Source organism: Neorhodopirellula pilleata (assembly GCF_007859915.1).
Lineage (GTDB): Bacteria > Planctomycetota > Planctomycetia > Pirellulales > Pirellulaceae > Rhodopirellula > Rhodopirellula pilleata.
The window spans coordinates 16,678-38,021 of sequence record NZ_SJPM01000027.1 but is presented as its reverse complement, the minus strand read 5'-3'; the positions used below and the strand labels follow the sequence as shown (position 1 = coordinate 38,021).

The following is a 21,344-nucleotide window of genomic DNA, read 5'->3' as shown; positions in this document are numbered from 1 at the left end:
CGATTTTTCAATCCAGCGTCAGTTCCGATGATTGCGAATCGAAAACTGCTTCCGAGCAGACCGGTGAAAATATGTACCCGTAACAAAATTGCCTTCCCACTTGAAAACCATATGGCAGTCTTCAAAACTCGCGCGTCGGGTTTGTATCAATTGCCTTCGAAAAACACCGAATGCGGCGATAACTGATGTTGAACGTTCGGTCACTTCCTCCCCGCCTCTAGGATGAATGCTTTGTCCGCCGAGTCATTGTCGCGATCGCGTCTATCCCGCCGAAGCTGCCTGAAAGCCTCCGTAGGGGTTGCGCTCGGGGCATCACTGACGTCGCTCTTGTCGGGCGACTATGAAGCCTTCGCCGGTTCTAACGAAACCACCTCCGCTTTTTCGGCGAGCCGTTCGATGACGCCCCCAGCCTCTCTTCCGCCACAAGACGAAGCGTTCATTCGTGATCTGCAGACGCGCTGTTATCAGTTCTTCCTTGACGCTGCGGACTCGTCGACCGGGTTGGTGAGCGATCGCGGTGCACGCGACGGAAGTGGATTCAGCGAACACGCCAGTTCAGCATCGTGTGGGTTCGCGTTGGCCTCTTACGCCATCGCCCCGAAGGCTGAATTAGAGTCGTTTGATTCCGCCCGTGAGCGATCGCGCACGTTGCTGCGATCGCTGTTGTATGTCGCCGAGCACCACAACGGGTTCGTCTATCATTTTATCGGTCGCGCTGACGGCGGCCGACGCATGAATTGCGAGGCGTCGACGGTCGACACGGCTTTGATGCTCGCCGGCGTGATGTGTGCCGAAACGACTTTCGGGCAAGATCCTGAAATTCGTAGTTTGTGCCAAGACTTAGTCAATCGCACCGATTGGCAGTCGATGCTGAGCGAAGACAATTTGATGCACATGGGGTGGACGCCGGAGGAAGGTTTGCTGCCCTACCAATGGGATCGTTTCAGCGAGCTAACGATCCTCGTTCTGATGGCGATCGGCGCGCCTCGGCATGCGATCGATCCAGCCTGCTGGCACGCTTGGCGTCGGGATCAAACGCTCACTCATCGCGGTGAATCATTCTTGAGCTATCCACCGCTTTTCGTGCATCAATATCCGATGGCCTTTTTTGACTTTCGAAACGTGCGAAGTCCGAACGGACGCAGTTATTGGCAGAACTCGATCACGGCGCACTTCGCCCAGATCGAATTTTTAACGCAACTCGGCCAGCGTTACCCCGATCCGCTGGGCCATTACGGCGATAAGTTGTGGGGAATCACGAGTAGCGATTCGGTATCCGGCTACCGCGATTGGGGCGGTCCATATGAAGACAATCGGTTCGAACCGGATCGCGGGATCGATGGAACGGTCGTCCCCAGCGCCGCAGCGGGTGGCCTAGCCGCCGTGCCCGACCAATCCTTGACGACCCTGCGGTATCAGCGTGAACATTTTGGAGATGCGGTTTACGGAAGATATGGATTTGCCAACGCCTTCAATCCGGCCACCGGATGGGTCAGCCAAGACGTGATCGGGATCGATACCGGCATCTCATTGCTGATGGCGGAGAATCTTCGCAGCGGAGGAGTCTGGGACGCGTTCATGAGGCATCCGGTCGCCCAGGCGGCTTTCGAACGAACCGGGTTTCGGTGAATTCATGGCGTCGACTATCGGGATCATTACCAGATAAACCAACCAATCAACCGCAACGCGATAGCGTGGCTGCTGATCAAAATGATTCCCAGGCTCTCGCCCTCTTTATCCTACACAAGTCATCATTTATCGCTCCCCTGCCAGCTCGTCTGGCAGGAAGCCGAGGTTGGCAAGCTACGTGCGAACTCGGCTTGCGATGATTGGGTTCTCATCGGGTGCCTCACGGGGCGTTGGTGGCGGCCTCCACGTCGACTGAAAGTCGACGCCACGGCGGCTGGGACGGCGCGAGATTTGCTTTGAACGTCGAACCGGTGAGTTTCTCTTCTCTTCTCCGGTTCAATCGCCCACCCAATGCGCATCTATCGAATTCATCGCCTTGTGTTTGCCTGTGCTCTCGGCATTCTCTTCGATGGCTCACTACGGGCGGAGCGAACGATTTCCAAAGACAAAAACGGATCGGCGGAAAAGAATGTCCGCAGTTTCACCGATCTGCAATCGTTCGCAGAGCGCCTGGCCGCTCAGGACTACCGTCGCGAACCGCCTCTTGCCGGAGAGCTGGCGAAGATGGAGTACGAACAGTACAGCAAGATTCACTTCAAGCACGAGAAGGCGATTTGGGCCGATGGCGATCACCCGTTTTGGCTGGAGTTCTTTCATCGTGGTTTTGTTCAGCAAGACCGGATCGATTGCTACTTAATTCCGAACGACCCGAAACCCCAAACCAACCCTGAGGTAACCGAAGTCACGTATTCGCCGGATCAGTTTCGATTCGGCGATCAAGCGATGCCCTTGACCATTCCCGATTCGGTTGGTTTTGCAGGTATCCGAATCGCCGGCAGATTCTCACCCGATGGTGACCCGCAGGAGTTGTTGACGTTCATCGGTTCGAGCTACTTTCGCGCTCGGACCGGGCAAACCGTCTATGGTACTTCGGCTCGCGGGTTGGCCGTCGATGTGGGGATGAATCAAGATGAAGAGTTTCCCGACTTTCGAAAGTTTTGGGTTGTAGAACCATCATCGAAAGATCGCGATATCCGCATCCTCGCATTATTGGACAGTCCCAGCCTCACGGGGGCGTACCAATTCGACTTCAGACCCAGTGAAACGGTTTCGAAGATGAACGTGAAGGCGAGTTTGTACTTTCGAAAGTCGCCTTCGAAACTCGCGATCGCGCCTCTAACAAGCATGTGGATTTGGGGCGACGGGCTCGAGGGCCCTCCGCTGGACCTTCGACCTTCGGTTCACGACGCCGACGGTTTGCTGATTCACGCCGATGATCAATGGCAATGGCGATCATTCGCGAGGCTGCCTTATCCATCGGTATCAAGCATTCGAGTCGACGAACTTCAGGGCTTCGGACTTTTGCAGCGCGACCGAATTTTCTTGCACTACGACGATTACAACGCGCGCTACCACGATCGTCCAAGCGTTTGGGTACGCCCGATCAAGGACTTCGGTAAGGGCAGGATCGAACTGCTCGAAATTCCAGGAGCTCACGAAGGCATCGATAACATCGGCGCGTATTTCGTTGCCGATGAACCGACGGATATTCACCAACCACTGCACCTGAACTACCAGACTTTTTTCTTTCGCGATGAAGCGGAGCTGCCCGTATTTGAATCGGGCCCCGAGTTGACCGCGAAGTTCGATTGTCTGGACGTGGACCGCCGGTCGAACGACTCGGGCATTCGTCTTGAAATCACGTTTCGTTGCAACGTCGCTGAGGATGGCGATCAGGACGAAGACGAGGTGGTGGCGACCGATCCGACGGAATCGGACGAAGCGAGAGCAAAGATCCAAACGATTCGCGGCGAAGTGAAGCAACAATCCGTCAATCGAACCGAGTCAGGTTATCAGGTTGATCTGACGATCGTTCCGACCGAGGCGGCACCGATCGAACTGGAGCTGACACTCTTGGATTCGCAATCGCAGCCGATCTCGGAAACCTTTCGCTACCTATGTCCGCACGAACAGCCGACATTCGTTTATCCGTCGGTTTACACGCGGAAAGAGTAGTGCCCGAAATTGCCAACCGGGTTTAAGCTCCGCCCGCCATTGACGCTGTTGATTGATTCATAACGGTGACTTTCCGCCACCGATCGGGTATCATTTATGTCGCCAAGTAGGGATCGCACCCTTCCACAAAGTCGCCAGCTTCCCGGGTTAACCGCAACGATGGTCGACCACGTTCTCAAGCAACGTTATCAAGTTGGCGAAACGACCTTGATTCGGCAATTCCGAGAGTCGCTGACATAGCGTTTTCTACTGACCCACTCGCTGGGCTACACATCATCCGGTTCAGAACCCGATCCCGTAGTACCAAGACAACGTCACCATCGACGTTGCAAAAACGAGCAGACTGAGTGGAAAACCGAACACGACATAGTCTCGCAATTCGTAACCGCCGACGCCATAAACCATGGTGTTGGTTTGGTATCCGAATGGCGTCATGAAGCTGGCCGAGGCCGCGATCATGATCGCGACTACGAAAGGCTCCGGCGACATACCCAATCCCATCGCGGCCGACCAAGCGATGGGGAACATGATCGCAGCGGCGGCACTATTGGTCACCAGTTCGGTACAGATGACGGTGGCGATGAAGACGGCCGCCAAAGTGCCTAACGGACTTGACGATGCGGATGCCAATAATACTCCGGCGATCGCTCCGGCCGCGCCGCTTTGATTCATCGCATTTCCGATTCCAATCGCAGCACCGATCACGATCAGTACGGACCAATCTAAACTGCGACGGGCTTCGCCTGTCGTGCAGCAACGAAACGCGATCATGGCGATGCAGGCGACCAATGCGGCCGTCAAGATGGAAACGATGTCAAGCGCCGCACATGTGACCATCGCGAGCGTGATCGCGATCGCGATGCCCGCCTTTTCATGCCGCCGGACTTCGCCTCGTTCGACCGTGCTGACCAGATAGAAATCACTCAGTCCGCGTTGCCGGTGCAGGAAAGATGGCGACGCCTCCAGTAACAACACGTCACCGGGACGGATGCGGACGTCGCCGATCTTTCCCTGCAATCGGCTGCCACCACGCGCGACGGCGACAACGGCGGCGTTGTAATTGGATCGAAACTTGCCTTCGCGGATGGTCTTGCCGATCAGCGAGCAGCGTGGACTGACGACCGCTTCGACCAAGGTTCGTCGCCACGCCGGCACCTCGAGTTTTCGGGTTTGATCGTCAGGCGTGATCAAGCCACGAAGTTTGCGGAGGTCGACGACGCTATCGAGAGCTCCGACCAAAATCAATATGTCGTCACCATAGATCCGTTGATCAGGTTTGGCGGGCTCGATCCGGCCGTCGGCACGCTGGATTTCGGCAACGTATAAACCTGGCAAGGCCCGCAGTCCCGCTTGTTGGATCGTGCGACCGACCATGGGACCGGTCGGATCGACCTGCATTTCAACGGTGTACTTTTGCGGATCATCGGAAACACTGACCGCGGGCTTGCGTTCAGGCAACAACCACTTCGACGCAAAGATCATATATGCCAATCCCAGCACCGTGGCGGGAATGCCCGCAATTGCAGGAGCAAAGAACCACAATTCTCCGAACTCGTGTTGTTTGCCGATGTACAGATCTCGCACTAGCAAGTTGGTACTCGTGCCCATCAACGTACACATCCCGCCTAAGATCGCCGCATACGACAACGGCAACAACAACCTCGATGGGCTGACATTGATGCGTTTGGCCAAGTCATGAACGACGGGCAGCAACGCCGCCACCACCGGTGTGTTGTTCAAGAAACCGCTCAGAGCCGCGACGGGAATCAGCATCCGAATCAGCGCACTGCGGAGCCCCTTGGCACCTCCGAGCAACCAGCCGGTGGCAAGTTCCGTCCCGCCGGTCATCTCGAGGCCCGTCACCACGGCGAATAGCAATGCGATCGTCACCAACCCTTTGTTGCCAAACCCTGCGGCGGCATCAAGCGGTGTGGGTAAACTCGGGTTGCCCGTCAAGTCTTGCACCAGGACTAAAATCGCGAGACTTGAAAGCACCAACAAATCCGTCGCGGCAACGCGAAAAGCGAGTCCGAGCAACAAGCCGCAGGCAACGGCGAGCGTCAACCACATCGGCCAAGTTGCGGGAATGATCAGACTAATCATCAAGATGTCAGCTCGCGGGCTCTGGTGAAGTACGGAGGAAGAAGGAGTGGAGGTTGACGCGTTCGCCTGGGTTTCTGCATCGGTTATCGCCGCTTTTGGTGTTTTTTTTCACAGCAATTGATACAAGCCCGACGCGCGAGTTTTGAAGTTGCGCTTTTTTCGTAACCCGCTGCGTAAGCGAGGGATAATTGATATTGACTCATCCCTCGCTTACGCGTCGGGTTACGATAAACCAATGCCACAGGCAAAAGCGCAACTTCAAAACGCGCGAGCGAGGGAATTCGTGCCAAACTCTTCAATACCAGCGACTCCACTCGCTTGCGCGTCGGGCTTCTATGTTTGCGGCGTAGCCGCGTTGAGAATCGCCTAGAGATCCTAGTTGAAACCCTGCGTATCGTCGCCCCCGGATTCGTATTAAACTGCACGCACGATTGTGCAGATCCTCTCTGATCCCCCTCCCCCAATCCCGCCAAATCTATGACTGAAACTCACGGCTCTGTCCCACCTGATCCATCGCCAGGCCAAACTCAACGATCGAGTTTAGGTCCCTGGGCGATTGTTTTTCTCGTTGTGCTCCTGCTCGTTCTGCATCAAGACAACTGGTTTTGGCTGGACGGACGTTTGGTGTTCGGGTTCATTCCGATCGGATTGTTTTGGCACGCGTGTATCTCGATCGGTGCCTCATTGACGTGGTTTTTGGCGACGAGGTTCGCTTGGCCGCTTGACACACCGCTGGACGTACCGGCTGGTTCATCGACCACCAAGCCCTCGATGAGGAACGAATCGGAGGTGTCGTCATGATCGCCTGGAACACCCTTTTTCGCGACGGCTTCGCGTTCGAAATCATCGCCCAAGCGGCTCCCGCCGGTGGTGACGGATCGTGGTTGACACACCCCGGTTTGCCGCAATTTTTGATCATTTTGGTGTATCTCGCTTTGCTGTTGGCCCTCGGGATTTTTTCGAGTCGGTTGTTCAGCGGCACCAAAGCGGACTATCAAGTCGCCAGCCATTCGATCGGGCCGTTCTTGTTGTTGATGAGTATCTTCGGAACGACGATGACCGCGTTCGCGTTGGTCGGCAGTAGTGGCGAAGCCTTTAAAGAAGGCGTTGGTGTTTACGGAATGTTGGCAAGCAGCAGCGGGATTATCCACTCGTTGTGTTTCTTCGTGATCGGCGTCCGGGTCTGGAAATTGGCTCGCACGCGAGGTTACACCACCCAAATCGAGTTCTTCCGCGACCGTCTCGAAAGCGACTTCATTGGACTGTTGTTGTTCCCGATCTTGGTCGGTTTGGTGATTCCGTACTTGCTCGTCGGCGTGATCGGCGGCGGTACGGTGGTGCAAACGCTGACAGCCGGATTGTCGCCCGAATGGTTCCCCGTGTTGACCGCCGATGGTACGCCCAATCGGGGTTTGCACGGCGGCATTCCGCCCTGGCTCGGGTCCTTGATGATCTGCTTTGTCGTGCTCGTGTATGTCTTCATGGGCGGGATGCGCGGTACGACTTGGGCGAATACGTTTCAGACGCTCGTGTTCATGGTTCTCGGTGTGGTCACGTTCGTGATGATCGCTAACAAACTGGGCGGACAAGAAGGATTGATGGCGAACTTGCGAGTCCTCGGCGAGTCCATCCCGGAGAACCGGGCGACGCGTTCAGAAATGAGCAAATCGTTGTTCTTCACCTACCTCCTGATTCCACTCTCGGTGGGCATGTTCCCGCACCTGTTCCAGCACTGGATGACTGCCAAGAGTGCCAATTCATTTAAGCTGCCCGTCGTTTGCCATCCAATTTTTATCATGATCGTGTGGGTGCCTTGTGTCTTGGTCGGCGTTTGGGCCACCGGGTCACTTGCCCCACCGCGGCTTCCGCTGATCCCGGGTACTCAGATCGTCAACGCCAATGCGGTTTTGCCGTTCTTGGTTAAGACACAGACCGGCCCGATCTTAGGAGGTTTGTTGGCGGCGGGAATCCTGGCGGCGATCATGTCGAGTTTGGACAGTCAGTTCTTGTGCATCGGAACGATCTTCAGCAACGACATCTACACGCACTACAAAGGCGTCGAGAACGTCAGCGATTCTCAACAGGTTTTCACGACACGGATGTTCATCATCGGCATCGTGGCTGTCACGTATCTGCTCAGCCTCGGGAATCCGACGAGTGTGTTTGCACTCGGCGTTTGGTGTTTCAGTGGCTTCAGTGCGTTGTTTCCGGTCGTGTTCTTGGCGTTGTACTGGCGAGGCCTGACCGCCGCAGGCGCGATCAGCGGAATCTTTGCGGCGATCACAAGTTGGAGCATTCTGTTCTATCACGGCCTCAACGCACCGAAGGGATTGCGAGAGTTCCACTACTACTGGGAATGGTCCGGTGAACAATACGAAATCATGCCCGTGCTCGTGATGGTACTGAGTTGCCTCGTCACGACCGTCGTCGTTTCTTTGTTCACGCCCAAACCCAAACCGGAAACGTTGGCCAAGTTCTTTTAGTAGGACAGCGAACGTTTCGTTTGAACCTCACCTTTCTTCTTTGGTGTTGAGTCAAAGTCTCGTTTTAGGGTGAGCCGAACGCGCTAGCGGGCTGTTGATTTAGTGCACGATTGGGCGTTTTCGTTTAACGGCAAGCCGCAGGCGTCTGCGTTCTCAAGCTCTATCGCCTGCGGCTTGCCGTTAAACGACTAAATCAACAGCCCGCTAGCGGGCTGTTGATTTAATTAGCCGTACCGCGTTAGCGGCGGTTAACCGGACGCCAACCGGGGCTGACGTTGGGCTGTTCAAAATTTGGCATTGCGACATTTTCGTTCTCCGCAACTTCCTGTCACCTCTCCCAGCGAAGCTGGGGGAGGTCGGATCGAGCGAAGCAAGATCCGGGAGGGGGCATCCCCAGGGCAAACCAAGCCGATCCAATCAAACAACGCCCTTGCCCCCTCCCTCGCGGACTCCTGAACGTCGTCGCTCGACCTCCCCCAAACTGCGGAGACTGCTGATTTAATTAGCCGTTTTGGCGTTAGCCACGGTTTCGGCATCGCAGAACCGGGGCTAACGCCCAAACGGCTGATCTTCCGTCGGTGTTTTCAATTAAATCAGCAGTCTCCTGCGTTCTGGAGAGGTGACAGGTGGACAAGAAACTGCTGAGAAAAAAAAGAAAAACAACGAGTCATCACCGAATTTTGAACAGCCCAGCCCGAAGGGCTGCGACGTTTGATCAAACTCGTTTTTGCATGATTTGTTTCTGACAAATGAAGTAGTTCATTTTGTTTCTGCGTGAAGTTCGTCCAGCATTTCGCGAAGGTTTCCCGAAAGGATATCCGAAGCATCGATTTGGACATGGTTCGTGCCCAACCAAGTTTCATAGCCTCCTAGTCGATGTTGCCGAGGCGGCGGGAGGTAGCCGTGGCGTCCGTTGGCGAGTCCAACCACGATCGTTTGAGAAAAGGGGCTGACTTGTCGAAGCTCCATGCCAATTTCAACGAGCGTTTCGAAGGGGAAACCGCAGATGGCCAAATCGCCGATTCGGATCGCTTGAACTTTGACCGTCACATGATCAGGCCGCTCGGCGGCGCTGATCGTGCGTCGGGCGTAGGCTTCGGCCAGACGTGGCAAGGCAGCGCGTTCGCGTTCCGAAGTGATGGCCAACACTTTCTCGGCAGCCTCGAGTTGATCGGGCGTGGGTTTGCGATATGCCAGTGTGACTTCTCGTTCTCGCATTCCCAACGACACGTCGGCACGATGTGAATCAATCTTGTTGTATGCAAACCAGGCAGCGTCGGCGGCTTTCCTCGCCACGATCCGGACTTGTTCGAACGGTTCTCGTGGCGGTCGAGTGACGCCGAACGGAATGTTGTTGATGTCGCCCGAAGCTCCATTGGACATCATCGCGACGAAGTCACCACGTCCCCGCATCCGGCTCGGCATCAATCGGGCGAACTCGCCAAAATAGTCTGACGAAACCTGTCCCGAAGGAATACCGCCGACGTAGTGCAGCGCATAGTTTGCGAACATGGCCATCGGGCGTTTCCGATCATCGACGATTGAAATGATCTGAACATCGGGATCGGTTGGTCCCGCCGGCCGATCAAGGACATCACTGCTTTGCCCAGGATTCATCTTGACTTGGTCGAGGCCGCCGAACGGATTGAGCGGCATTTTTCCCGGTTTGAGGTACCAGCGTCGGTTGAAGACTTCGTCGGGTAAGGCGTGCTGGTTTGATCCGAAGGATGCCGATTCCAGCGATTGTTGAGCGCGTACGATCGACTCAGCGATTCCACTGAGAATGGTCGCCCGATAGGCGACATCGCCCGGACGACCACTCGTTGCATTGGACGGAGGACATGAATGAGAGTGGGTCGAACAGACCATCATGTTCTCGATCGGAATGCCGGTTTGGCCAGCGGCGGACTTCTTGGCCTCTTCGATCACATCAGGGTCCACGCCCAGTGAATCAACCACGACCATGGCGATGGTCGTGGAACCATCGTCGAGTACGAGGGCGCGTGAGCTGAGCGGATCATGAGCGGAAGTCGCTGGGTTCTCGTTGAAGCCGCCGGGCATGTTCACCGGAAAGACCGTTGGCGTGATGTCAACAACCGAAGCTCCGGCGCGCAGCTTGGGGGCATCCGCCTGCACCATTTTCTGAGGCTGCGAAAGGACCATGACCAAGAAAGCAATCGCAATCAAATTTTTCATACTGGCACCATGTACGGGGAATGAGCAACCGTTTGATGATACCCTGACGTATGTCACGCGTGTTGCGGTCCGCCGACGCCGATCGATCGCGAAAACTCGGATGGGAAACTGCCCCAATCACTCGGGCAAATCAGCCTGATCGGCGATGCAAAACAGATCGGTTTCCCCACGAATGAAGATCTGCCCGTTGCTGACTGCGGGTGAGGCGTGGCAACGTTGTCCGAGCGGGCTCTCGGCAATGATGCGGAAATCCTGGGAGGGACAACGGGCTGAACGCCCAAACCGATGCCCCAATGTATCAAAGATCCACTAAGTCCACTTCTCGTTCTTAAATCGAAGCACCACTAGACCAAGTCCCAGCGGCCGACCGTGTTGTCATTGAGGTCGACAAAGTAGAGCGATCCGTCAGGACCTTGGCTAATCGCGACGATCACGCTCGATCCGGTTGTAAAAATCTTGACGTTCGAAATTTCTCCGTTGGGTCCGACATCGGCGTGTCGCACGATGCCTTGACCAAGATCGTTGAAGAATACGTCGCCGAAGTATTCACTTCCGTAAACCGATCCACGGTAGACGTCGCCCATCACGATGGCGTTGATCCCATCGGCTTGGTGACTCAGTGCGTACTGCGACGATGTCACTTGGACGGAATTCGCAAAGAACGCTTGGCCTTCGGGAGTAGCAGCGTAACCTTGGTTGACGATGCTCGTGCCGCTTCCGCCTTCGTAGAACGGCCATCCAAAGTTCGCTCCCGGTCCGGCCGCATTGATTTCCTCCCAACGTGTCCATCCGACGTCACCGACGAATAGTTGTCCGGTTACTGGATCGACGGACATGCGGAACGGGTTGCGTAGTCCGAGTTGATAAACCTTCGACCGATTGGCATCAGGATCGCCGTTGAAGAACGGATTGTCGGACAGGCCGCGGCCGGTGAGCGGGTCGATCCGCAATACTTTGCCGGAAAGACTGTCAATGTCTTGCACGCGATCGGCACGTACGTCGACACGGTTGTAACTGGCACCATCACCAATCGAAACAAATAGTTCGCCGTCGATCCCGAAGGCCAACGCGCCGACCGTATGGGATTCACTATCGCTGTTGATGAAGTCTTCGATATAAGTTCCGTCGGGCAGTTCGCCGGCGGGCGGTTCACTGAAGTCGGTCGTGCTGTTGGCAAATCCGTTGAAATTCTGCCATGTGCTATTGTTGCCCAACAGAACGACTTCGCTGCCTGAGATGGCGGTTCGGTAGTTATTCGTCGAATCGGCTGTCACGCGAATCAAACGCCCGGCTCGGTTCCCGCGGCCGTCGGCACCGGCGAGGGTACCTGCAGCCTGATTATTGACTTCAGGCGGATCGTAAGTGAACAACAAATAGACGTAGGGGTTATTGGCAAAGTCTGGATGAACCGCGATATCGAGTAGCCCGCGGTCCCGGGTGCCGTTGACGATGTTTGAGATGTCAATGAACGGTGTCGACAAGACCGTTCCGTTAAACGATGCCCGCACACGACCGCTCTGTTCGGCGATCAGCATGGTTCCGTCGGGCAACCATTCGATCGCGGTAGGTTGATTCAAACCCGACGCCACCGTCACGGCACGGACTTCGTCGCCGCCCGTGGTGGGTGGATCGCGCGGTGGTATGTCCTGATTGAGCGACCAATTCAGGATTCGGTGTGAATTGGTCCGGCCTCCTGTTGCGGCGGTAAAGCCGACATAACCCTGGTCTCCGACGATTGATGTGAGATCAACGGTCGTTTTTAGTAAGGCGGTCGCGGGACGCGTGTTCGATTGCGAGACATAAACGGCCAGCACATCGCTCGAGCCGTTGTAGTCGACCCATGCGTAAACACGAGATCCCGAATTCAAATCGAGGCCGGGGATGGCTGATTTAAGGCTGAAGTTGGTCGAACCGGCTAGGATCGAAACATGATTGTCGTTGACGTCCGCACCATTGCGGTACGTGTCGAATTCAACGGCGACCGATCGCGTGATCCCTTGGTAACCCAACGCGTCTCCAGTCCCTCCCAAAGCGGACGTGTTGAGCGGATCGTTCTGGATCACGAAGGTCAATCCATCCGCACCGTTGGTACCTCCGCCACCGGTCGCTTCAAAGCTGAAAGCGGTGCGGAACGAACCATCGTTGGTTAGTGAGATTGGAGTCGTGAAGAAAGCGCTACCGGATTGACCGGACGTAGCGCCAGTGAGTTCGAGTGCGTTCCCGTTCCGCCGAGCATTCCCGTTGAGATCCAATCCAACAACGCTTTGGAAATTGGCGTACGATGGCAGGTTCACGTCGTCGTCAGTAATCGAAACCGTAGCCGTTCGGGGTACCGAAAGATTGGCATTTCCTCTCACGTTATCAATCGTGACATTGAAAGTCTCGTTTGTTTCAAGGAGTGAATCGTTGAGAATCGGCACGACGATTGACTTGACGGTTTCTCCGGCATTGAAGGTCAACGTGCCGGACTGCCTCCTGTAGTCGGCACCGTCGGTGGCGGTCCCGGCAAACGTGTCGTAGTCGACCGTCACGACCCCCGCTTTGCCACCGGTTCGAACGACGTTCACGCGAACTTCACCGGAGCCTTCGTCGACAATCAGGTTACTGGTTTGCAATGCGATCGTACCTGGAGTACCAACTTCTGCACCGTACTGAAACGATCCATTGATGTGCAGCCATTCACTTTGGACGAAACCAGGTGTGATCCCGCCATTGAGCCAAGTTCCGTTGGAAAAGACGGTGGGGGATTCGGTTTCGTAGGAAACGCCGTCGACTACGATGCGGTCAACACGAAGATTGCGGTCGGTTTCACCGTTGTTGATATACAAATCATTGGTGAAACGAACTTCCACATCACTGATATCAACTTCTCTGTCCGCAGAAAAATCGTAGCGAATGAAATTTCTAGTGATCGTGTTGCCGCCGATGTTGTTCCAAACTTGGGCTTGCGTTCCGCCAATCCAAAGTTCCATCCGTTCGGAACCCTCGTAGCCCGCCGCATAAATCTCGATTTGACTTCCATTGTTGGATTGCGCGCCGTACTGGAACGCCCCATTGATGTGTAGCCATTCACTTTGGACGAACCCCGGTGTGATGCCACCGTTGATCCAAGTTCCATTTGAATAGACGGTGGGGGCTTCGGTTTCGTAAGTGACGCCGTCGACCACGATCCGGTCAACTCGAAGATTGCGATCGGTCTGGCCGCTATTAAGAACCAAATCGTTGGTGAAACGAATTTCGACATCACCGATGTCAACCTGTCTGTCGGCCGTGAAATTATACCGGACGAAATCCCTGGTGATCGCGTTGCCACCGATGTCGTTCCACACGCTCGCCTGGACTCCGTCGATCCACAACTCCATTTGCTCGGAACCTTCGTAGCCCGCCGCGTAAATCTCGAATCGGCTTCCCGCGTTGTTCAAGTCCGCATATTGGAAGTACCCGTTGGTATGAATCCATTCGCTCTCGCGAAACCCAGGTGCGATGCCGTCGGTGTTCAGCCAAGTTCCCGTTCCAAACGTGGTGGGGTCTTCGGACTGGCGCGTCGATCCGTTGACCGTGATCGAATCGATACGCAGGTTTCGATCGATGCCGTTGGCGCGATCGGCGAAATCATTGATGAAACGTACGCGAACGTCGCCAAGCGTCGCATCGGGGGCGCCGTTATAAGTGTAAGTTTGAAACTGACGTTGATTGGCGTTACCGCCGATATTGTTCCATGTTTGGACGATTACGCCATCGACTTCGAGTTGCATTTGCTCCAAACCGGTCGTTCCGGCAGCTCGAATCGTGATCGGCAACACCATCTCGATCTGATTGAGTTGATCCAAACTTGCGATCAATTGGGACTCAACGGAACCGGTCTTGAACTCCAGTTCCCAATCGCCGCCTTGTCGTATCGATCCGGTGGCGTTGATCGACCCCGCGACATCAGCACCGGTAACACGAGCAATTTGGCGCAACAGTGCTTTGCCCTGGAGACCGTCAGCGACATCACAGCCGTAGATCAAGATGTCAGCATCGGGATGCAAATGCGAGGACCAGCCGGACCACTCGTCCGCATTGGTCTGATCGATCATTTGTCCTCCGATTTCGATGCGACCGGATTGGCCGTGTGAGAAAATATGGACGGCCGATAGATCGTTACGGCGAGAAATGGCGTCGTTCATTTGCTCGATCGCGGATGACGAATCGTCGAGCAAAACGATCTCGACCCCACGGCGAGCCAATGAGACGATGTCTACACTTTCCTGTACCTCCGCATCGACGAAGGCGATTTCCGCAGTACCCGTCTCCGCATCACTCGAGTGCGCAGCGGTGGCAACTTCCGCCCCCGCATCGCCGGCCAGCATGAGACGTGGTTCGAGATGTGAAAGCGACCATCCGTTGTGTTGCGACCGTGAACGACGTGCCTGCACTGGGAGCTTCAACAGAGATCGGACGAGTGAACGTTTCATAGCATTGAAAGCGGAGAACGAGGCAGCCGGAAAACACGGAACTTCCGGCAACATCCTAAACACACGTCCATGTGAATCAAGTCGCTGGTTGCGACATATTTCGCAATTCTCTGTTCTTGATGCGTTGCTCTCTACATCAGATATCGCCGCATTCGTTGCTTTTTAAGGCAATGAATACAAGCCCGACGCGCGAGTTTTTAAGTTGCGCTTTTCCCTGTGGCATTGGTTTTTAGTAACCCGAAGCGTGAGCGAGGGATGAGTCAATATCAATAATCCCTCGCTTACGCATGGGGTTACGAAAAAAGCGCAACTTCAAAACGCGCGAGCGAGGGAAACCACTCCAAACTTCGCTATACCAGCGACGCCACTCGCTTGCCGGTCTGTTGATTAAATCGTTTAACGGCAAGCCGCAGGCGACAGTGTTTGAAAACGCAGTCGCCTGCGGCTTGCCGTTAAACGAACGCCCAAACGTGCACTCAATCAACACGCCGTTGCGCGTCGGGCTTGTTTGTTTGCGGCGTAGCCGCCTCAAGCGATAATGTCATGAACCACGTTCCCATGAACATCAGTCAATCGGAAGTCTCGACCGGCATAACGGTACGTTAACCGCGTGTGGTCAAATCCGAGTAGATGCAGCATGGTGGCATGCAGATCGTGGACGTGAACCCGGTTCTCGACCGCGTGCAACCCGACTTCGTCGGTGGCCCCGTAGGCCATCCCGCCTTTGACTCCGCCGCCAGCCATCCACACCGTAAACCCGTCGTCGTGGTGATCGCGACCTGGATTGGCGGTAACAGGCAACTGCACCGTGGGCGTGCGTCCAATCTCGCCGCCCCAAATCACGAGCGTGTCTTCGAGAAGTCCTCGCTGATCCAAGTCAGCTAAAAGTGCCGCGATCGGTCCATCACACTCCTGGGCCAGTCGCGGATGATTCGTGTCGATCGACGCATGCGAATCCCAAGGTTGACCAGCACCATGGTAAACCTGAACATAACGGACGCCACGTTCACTCAGCCGTCTGGCGATCAACATTTGTCGGCCTTGCAACGTGTCACCATACATGTCGCGGGTAGCCTGAGTTTCCGAGGATAGGTCGAACGCGTCCCGGGCTTCCCCTTGCATCCGAAACGCCAATTCGAGTGACTCGATCCGCGTGGTGAGTTGGGCGTCCTCTTGTCGTTCTTGCAGGTGCTTGCGATTGAGTTGTTGAATCAGCGCGAGTTGGTTTTCTTGTTGTTCATGCAACATGAACTTGTTTTCAATGTTCGCGATCAGTTCTTCCACGTCGGTGTACTGCGTATCGACATGTGTGCCTTGGAAAATTCCCGGCAAGAACGCGTTTCGCCAATTCGAGGTCGCCGCCGTGGGTAGTCCGTTGGGACACATGACGACGAAGCCGGGTAGGCTTTGGTTCTCCGTACCCAAACCGTAAAGCACCCATGACCCAACGCTCGGGCGCGGTCGCACAATGTCGCCGCAGTTCATCATCATCAAACCGGGTTCGTGGTTGGGCACGTCGGTCACCATCGATCGGATTACGCACAATTTGTCTGCGTGCGCGGCGAGTTTGGGAAACAACTCGCTAATCTCCAGACCGGATTGGCCGTGCTTGCTGAACTTAAACTTGGACGGATGAGCCACTCCACCGAGACGACGGTCTTTGGCCAGTTTCGGATCGATCGACTTCCCGGCGAATTTTTTCAGTGCCGGTTTGGGATCGAACGTGTCGATTTGGCTGGGCCCGCCGTTGGCAAAGAGATGAATGACGCGTTTGGCCGTTCCCGAAAAATGCGGCTGCCGGACGGCTTGCGACAAACCTGCACTGGCCGACACGTTATCGCCGGGTCCGGTTTCTGCAGCGGACAAAACGCCCGATCCAGAAGTCAATTCACCAGCGTCACGCAACACCCCGGCGAGTGCCAGCATGCCCATTCCGAAACCACTTCGTTGCAACATCCGACGACGGTCGGCAATCCAAGGTGTATGCATGGGATCAATCCAAATAAAGGAATTCGTTGGTTAGCAAGAGGGCTTGCGCCAATTGAGCTAATGGCGTCAGGGCTGGCGGCGGCGGAGCGGCAAAGTCGGTGTTGCTCCGCCATGTTTGTCCCGCCAAATTTCCCTTCACCCCGACGACCAGATTCATCCAGGTGTAGGAATCAGCGGTCGTTGTTTCGCCTGGCGCGACGATAAAATCGATGGCGTCTCCGGCCTGGACGGGGATCTGCTTGATCAGGGTTTGAGCCTCGCCCTGACAAACTTGGAAGGTTTCAAAAACATCGTTGCACCGAACTGCTGCGATCACACCATCCCCTTTGTCACGGCTATGCTTGATCCTGCCGTTGACATTAACAGCGCCATCTTGCGGCGCGATCCAACGTCGAATGACCGCATGATGGTTATCGCGGCCTGGGTGACCACCGGTTTCGGTCAGGCGAAGAAACGTTTTATCTGGATCGGGGTAGGTATCCGAGGCCTGATAAAACTGTCCGGTCCAATGGGGCAGTGGCTCGAAACCGCTTTCGACGCTGGAGTCTGCGATCTTTTCGGTCAACGCTCCGAAACCGTATTGCCAAACTTGCCGATTCATCGCACCGGCTTGATCTGCCGAGGTCGCCAGGAACTCTTTGGCGATCTTCAATTCGTCGTCGCTCGGAGAACGTGCGAATACGTTTTGGTAAAGTTGTTTGATGACCTCGTCGGACGAACGACTCTTGGTCGTCATTGCGTCTTCGGCTTGATTGGCAATCCGCCGGGCCTGTTGAGCGACGAAAGGATGATTCATGCCGAACAACGCTTGTTGCGGGATCGTCGTTTCGGGCCGTGACGCCGCCGAGGCGGTCGGCGATGCAAAATCAAACGTCCGCAAGATCGGATCGAGTTCGATGCGATCAACGTATGCGTAAACACTTCGTCGAGTGGTGAAGGGTTCCTCGCTCAGCTTAATGGACTTGCCACCGACGGTACGGTCGATCGCACCCGAAGCACACAGGATGGAATCACGCATCGCTTCAAAGTCCAAGCGGCGTCGGGATTGTCGCCAAATCAAGCGGTTGTCGGGATCCGCACGCATCGCTTCATCGCGGAAATCGCTCGACTGAGCGTACGTTTGGCTGGTGGCGATCGTCTTGTGCAACCATTTCATCGACCACCCATTGGCCATGAATTCCGATGCCAAGTAATCGAGTAATTCCGGATGGCTCGGCGGTTCACTTCGCAAGCCGAAGTCATCGAGAGACCCGGCTAGACCGACACCGAAGTATTTCGACCAAATGCGATTAACCAACACGCGAGTCGTCAATGAATTCGTCGGGCTTGTAATTGCTTCGGCGAGTTCACGTCGGCCACTGCCATCGACGAACGGCTCTCGTTTTTCCGGCGATAGTATGCTGACAAATTGGCGGGGAACTTGATCTCCGCGGCGGTTGGCTTCGCCACGCAACATCACGAACGGTGTCACCGGCTTTTCGTTGTCGACCAAGGTCATCGCCCGCGGCGGGGCGCCCGGGTGCGTCGATTCGACTTCGGTGATCGCCTTGTCGAGATCGCCCAACATCTTGCGTCCTTTGCCCATCAATCGGGATGCGTTGGCGACGGCCTCGGGATCGAAATCGAACCATCCGCCTTCGTCGAGCATCGCGGCGCGGATGGCTTCCTCGTTCGCATCGAGTGGTTTTACTGCCAGCGTTTTCTTCATCACCCGCTCGATCACTCCGGCGTAAGCCTTGACAACGTCAGAGCGAGTCAGAGGTGAGGACTGTTTCAATGTTTCGGCGATCAATGGATTCAAGTCTGCATCTCCCAGCCAACGATTGAGCCATTGGGTTCGCTGTTTCTTGAATTCTGGTTCGCTGATTGAAAGCGCATCGTGCCAAGGCCCGCCGACGGCATCGTTCTTGTCGCGGTTTCGTTTCAGCCGGGCTAGCAACTCGTTATTCAGGGGAGTCATTGCCGATTCTAAGATATTGAACTGACTCTTGATTCCGCGGATTTCCTTCTTCTTGTCGATTCCCATCACGACGAAGGCGTCGAAGTAGGTGGGGATTCGTTCTTGCAAATCGAGAATCGCATCGCGTCGCAACTCGATTTTGTATTGCCGTAAATCGTTCTGTTTTTCGGCAAGTGCTTTCTCGAAATCCGCGAGTAGGGCTTCGTCAGTCATTCCCGAATCGATCGTGGGATACGTATCGGGCGTCGAACAGCTCGCGAACACGCCGTAGAGCGAATAGTAATCCTCGATCGGAATCGGGTCATACTTGTGGTCATGGCAACGGGCGCACGAGATGGTGATGCCCATCAAGCCTCGACCGACAACGTCAATTTTATCGGCCGCTTGTTCCAGGCGGTCGTTTCGAAACAACGGCCCGACGGTTAGGAATCCGAGTGCGGCCAGCTCCGGTGCATCGGGTTGTTGATAGTAATAGTCGGCTGCGATTTGCTCTTGGATGAACTCGTTGTATGGCTTGTCATCGTTGAGGCTGTTAATGACATAATCGCGATACGTGTACGCGTACGGATATCGTATTTCGGCTTGAGCTTGCCAATCGCGAGTGTCGGCGTAGCGGGCAAGATCGAGCCAATACCTCGCCCAACGTTCGCCGTGGTGCTCGCTGGCGAGCAATCGGTCGACCGTCTCTTCGATCACGACCGGATCGGGTCGAGGGTCGTTGACGAACGATTGAACTTGTTGATGAGTCGGTGGCAGTCCGATTAAATCAAACGAGAGTCGACGCAGCAGGACGTCACGCTGCGCCGAAGGACTCGGCGATAATCCTGAATCGGCAAGTCGCGAAAGCACAAACGCGTCGATCGGATTGCGTTTCCACTGATCGGCGTGGATCTCAGCGGGTAAGTGGATCGACGTCACGTCCGGCGGTGTGGGATGCGATATCGGCTGGAACGCCCAGTGGGTTTCGGCCGCGCGGCCGATCGCTTCTTGATCGCCCAAAGCAACCGGTGCCGGAGCGTCCTGGGCCGTCCACGGGGCTCCCATGTTGATCCATCGACGCAATAACGCGATTTCGCTCTCCTCGAGTGGTTCATCCGGTGGCATCCGCTCCACATTCCGAGTTCCAGTCACCGCGTGGATCAGAAGGCTTTGAGCCGGATTGCCGGCGATCACCGCCGCACCCGAAACGCCACCCTGAAGAACTCCGTCGCGAGAGTCCAATCGCAGATCGGACTCCTGCAGCGATGCGTCGTGACAAGAATGGCAACGATCGATCAACAGCGGACGAATCTTTTGTTCAAAGAATTCTTCTTTGGGATTCAACCCGTCGGCCAACGTTGGAACAATAGTAACTCCGATCGCCACGATTAACGTGACCGTCGGCAATGTCTTGGTAATGAACCTACAAAGTGTCAAACCGAAAAAAATTCGGGAATGTCGACCAACCATGGGCGAATGAACACCGGAGTAAGGGGGGGAGGGGTGGCGGGGGCGTCCGGAAAGGGCAGGGGCTTCGTCAGCATTTATTCCTAGGGTCGCGAAACGCGTCAAGAGTTTCGGTATGGACTGCTCATCGCCGAGAGTCTTCACAACGATCGCTACCATCTCGAACAACTCAACGGAACGCCCTGGACGGTCCTTACAGGGTAGTTTTTTTGCCTCGCCAAGTCCAACGTTTCCCTCGCTCAAGCACTTTAAAATTGAGCGTTCCGTCCTGGTCAGCTGCCAATTTTGGGCGTTTTCGTTTAACGGCAAGCCGCAGGCGCCTGTGTTTTCAATCTCGGTCGCCTGCGGCTTGCCGTTAAACGATTAAATCAACAGCCCGACGCGCGTCGGGCTTTTATCAATTGCGTTGAGAAAACAACAAAAAAAGCGGCGAGAACTGAGGTAGGAGCGTCTCTTCGAGACGTTGAGAAACGCGAGCCTCGGAGAGACTCGCCAACGTGTTTCTCGGAGGCAACGGCTCAGACCAGGTCTTGTTTGCGTTTCTTGCGGCGACTTCCCGCACAATCTCGGCAGACTCCGTGGACGATCAGGCGGTGTCCGGTGACGCGAAAACCATGTTCGGCCGCCTCGGCATCGCGGAGGCTCATCAGTTCTTCGCTGCGAAATTCGATCAGTTTGCGACAACGGGTGCAGTACAAATGATCGTGTTGGGGATAGCCGTAATCGAGTTCGTAGACTGTCCGCCCGTCGAGCTGGAAGCTGTTAAGTAATCCAGCGTCGACGAATTCACGCAGCGAACGATAAACCGTCGCGGAACTGACGTAGTTCGGCTGCCCTTTGCGAGGCAATTTGTCGATCAGCTCGTCGGCGTCGAAGTGTTCATGTTGCGAAAAGATGGTCTCGACCAAGAATTTTCGCGGTTTGGTTTGTCGTTGTCCACGACTTTGCAGATATTCCTCGAATCGTTCCTGTGGGGTCAGATTAACTTCGAGTCGTTCAAGGGATTCGGCGCTGGACATGAGCGTGTGTTGGTTCGTAACGAGAAAAGAGAAGCGTCGGACAGTT

The 21,344-nt window shown here is 55.4% G+C and carries 11 protein-coding genes; 5 read left to right on the top strand and 6 right to left on the bottom strand.

Annotated features, from left to right (window positions below):
* The 3 genes from Pla100_RS32030 to Pla100_RS28470 all read left to right on the top strand — a co-directional run.
* Positions 1 to 186 (top strand): hypothetical protein (locus Pla100_RS32030; protein ID WP_231603737.1); only part of this gene is annotated, 186 nt, incomplete at its 5' end.
* A gap of 210 nt (positions 187 to 396) precedes the next feature.
* On the top strand, positions 397 to 1,629 hold the full coding sequence (locus Pla100_RS28475; protein WP_146582465.1) for a glucoamylase family protein: 1,233 nt from the start codon (positions 397 to 399) through the stop codon (positions 1,627 to 1,629).
* 351 nt (positions 1,630 to 1,980) lie between these two features.
* Positions 1,981 to 3,645: a glucan biosynthesis protein gene (locus Pla100_RS28470; RefSeq protein WP_146582463.1), complete on the top strand. Its 1,665-nt coding sequence runs from the start codon at positions 1,981 to 1,983 to the stop codon at positions 3,643 to 3,645.
* Positions 3,646 to 3,927: 282 nt separating this feature from the next.
* On the opposite strand, the gene Pla100_RS28465 is transcribed toward Pla100_RS28470, so the two are convergent.
* Positions 3,928 to 5,748 (bottom strand): SLC13 family permease, encoded by a 1,821-nt coding sequence (locus Pla100_RS28465; RefSeq protein WP_146582461.1) that lies wholly within the window; start codon positions 5,746 to 5,748, stop codon positions 3,928 to 3,930.
* A 477-nt stretch (positions 5,749 to 6,225) separates the two neighbouring features.
* Between Pla100_RS28465 and Pla100_RS28460 the strand changes: the two genes are divergently transcribed.
* Together Pla100_RS28460 and Pla100_RS28455 are read left to right on the top strand one after the other, a co-directional pair.
* The gene (locus tag Pla100_RS28460) at positions 6,226 to 6,549 is read left to right on the top strand and encodes a DUF3311 domain-containing protein (protein WP_146582459.1); all 324 of its coding nucleotides are present in this window, start codon (positions 6,226 to 6,228) and stop codon (positions 6,547 to 6,549) included.
* The gene (locus tag Pla100_RS28455) at positions 6,546 to 8,231 is read left to right on the top strand and encodes a sodium:solute symporter family protein (RefSeq protein ID WP_146582457.1); all 1,686 of its coding nucleotides are present in this window, start codon (positions 6,546 to 6,548) and stop codon (positions 8,229 to 8,231) included. The genes Pla100_RS28460 and Pla100_RS28455 overlap by 4 nt, the downstream gene beginning before the upstream one ends.
* Before the next feature lie 759 nt (positions 8,232 to 8,990).
* On the opposite strand, the gene Pla100_RS28445 is transcribed toward Pla100_RS28455, so the two are convergent.
* The 5 genes from Pla100_RS28445 to Pla100_RS28425 form a co-directional block, all read right to left on the bottom strand.
* Positions 8,991 to 10,427, bottom strand: a complete 1,437-nt coding sequence (locus tag Pla100_RS28445; RefSeq protein ID WP_197168307.1) for a neutral/alkaline non-lysosomal ceramidase N-terminal domain-containing protein — start codon at positions 10,425 to 10,427, stop codon at positions 8,991 to 8,993.
* Positions 10,428 to 10,771: 344 nt separating this feature from the next.
* The gene (locus tag Pla100_RS28440; protein WP_231603736.1) at positions 10,772 to 14,884 is read right to left on the bottom strand and encodes a carbohydrate-binding domain-containing protein; all 4,113 of its coding nucleotides are present in this window, start codon (positions 14,882 to 14,884) and stop codon (positions 10,772 to 10,774) included.
* A 528-nt stretch (positions 14,885 to 15,412) separates the two neighbouring features.
* On the bottom strand, positions 15,413 to 16,873 hold the full coding sequence (locus tag Pla100_RS28435; RefSeq protein WP_146582455.1) for a DUF1501 domain-containing protein: 1,461 nt from the start codon (positions 16,871 to 16,873) through the stop codon (positions 15,413 to 15,415).
* 4 nt (positions 16,874 to 16,877) lie between these two features.
* The gene (locus tag Pla100_RS28430; protein WP_231603735.1) at positions 16,878 to 20,249 is read right to left on the bottom strand and encodes a PSD1 and planctomycete cytochrome C domain-containing protein; all 3,372 of its coding nucleotides are present in this window, start codon (positions 20,247 to 20,249) and stop codon (positions 16,878 to 16,880) included.
* Positions 20,250 to 20,797: 548 nt separating this feature from the next.
* Positions 20,798 to 21,298 (bottom strand): Fur family transcriptional regulator, encoded by a 501-nt coding sequence (locus tag Pla100_RS28425; protein ID WP_146582451.1) that lies wholly within the window; start codon positions 21,296 to 21,298, stop codon positions 20,798 to 20,800.
* Between the last annotated feature and the right edge of the window lie 46 nt (positions 21,299 to 21,344).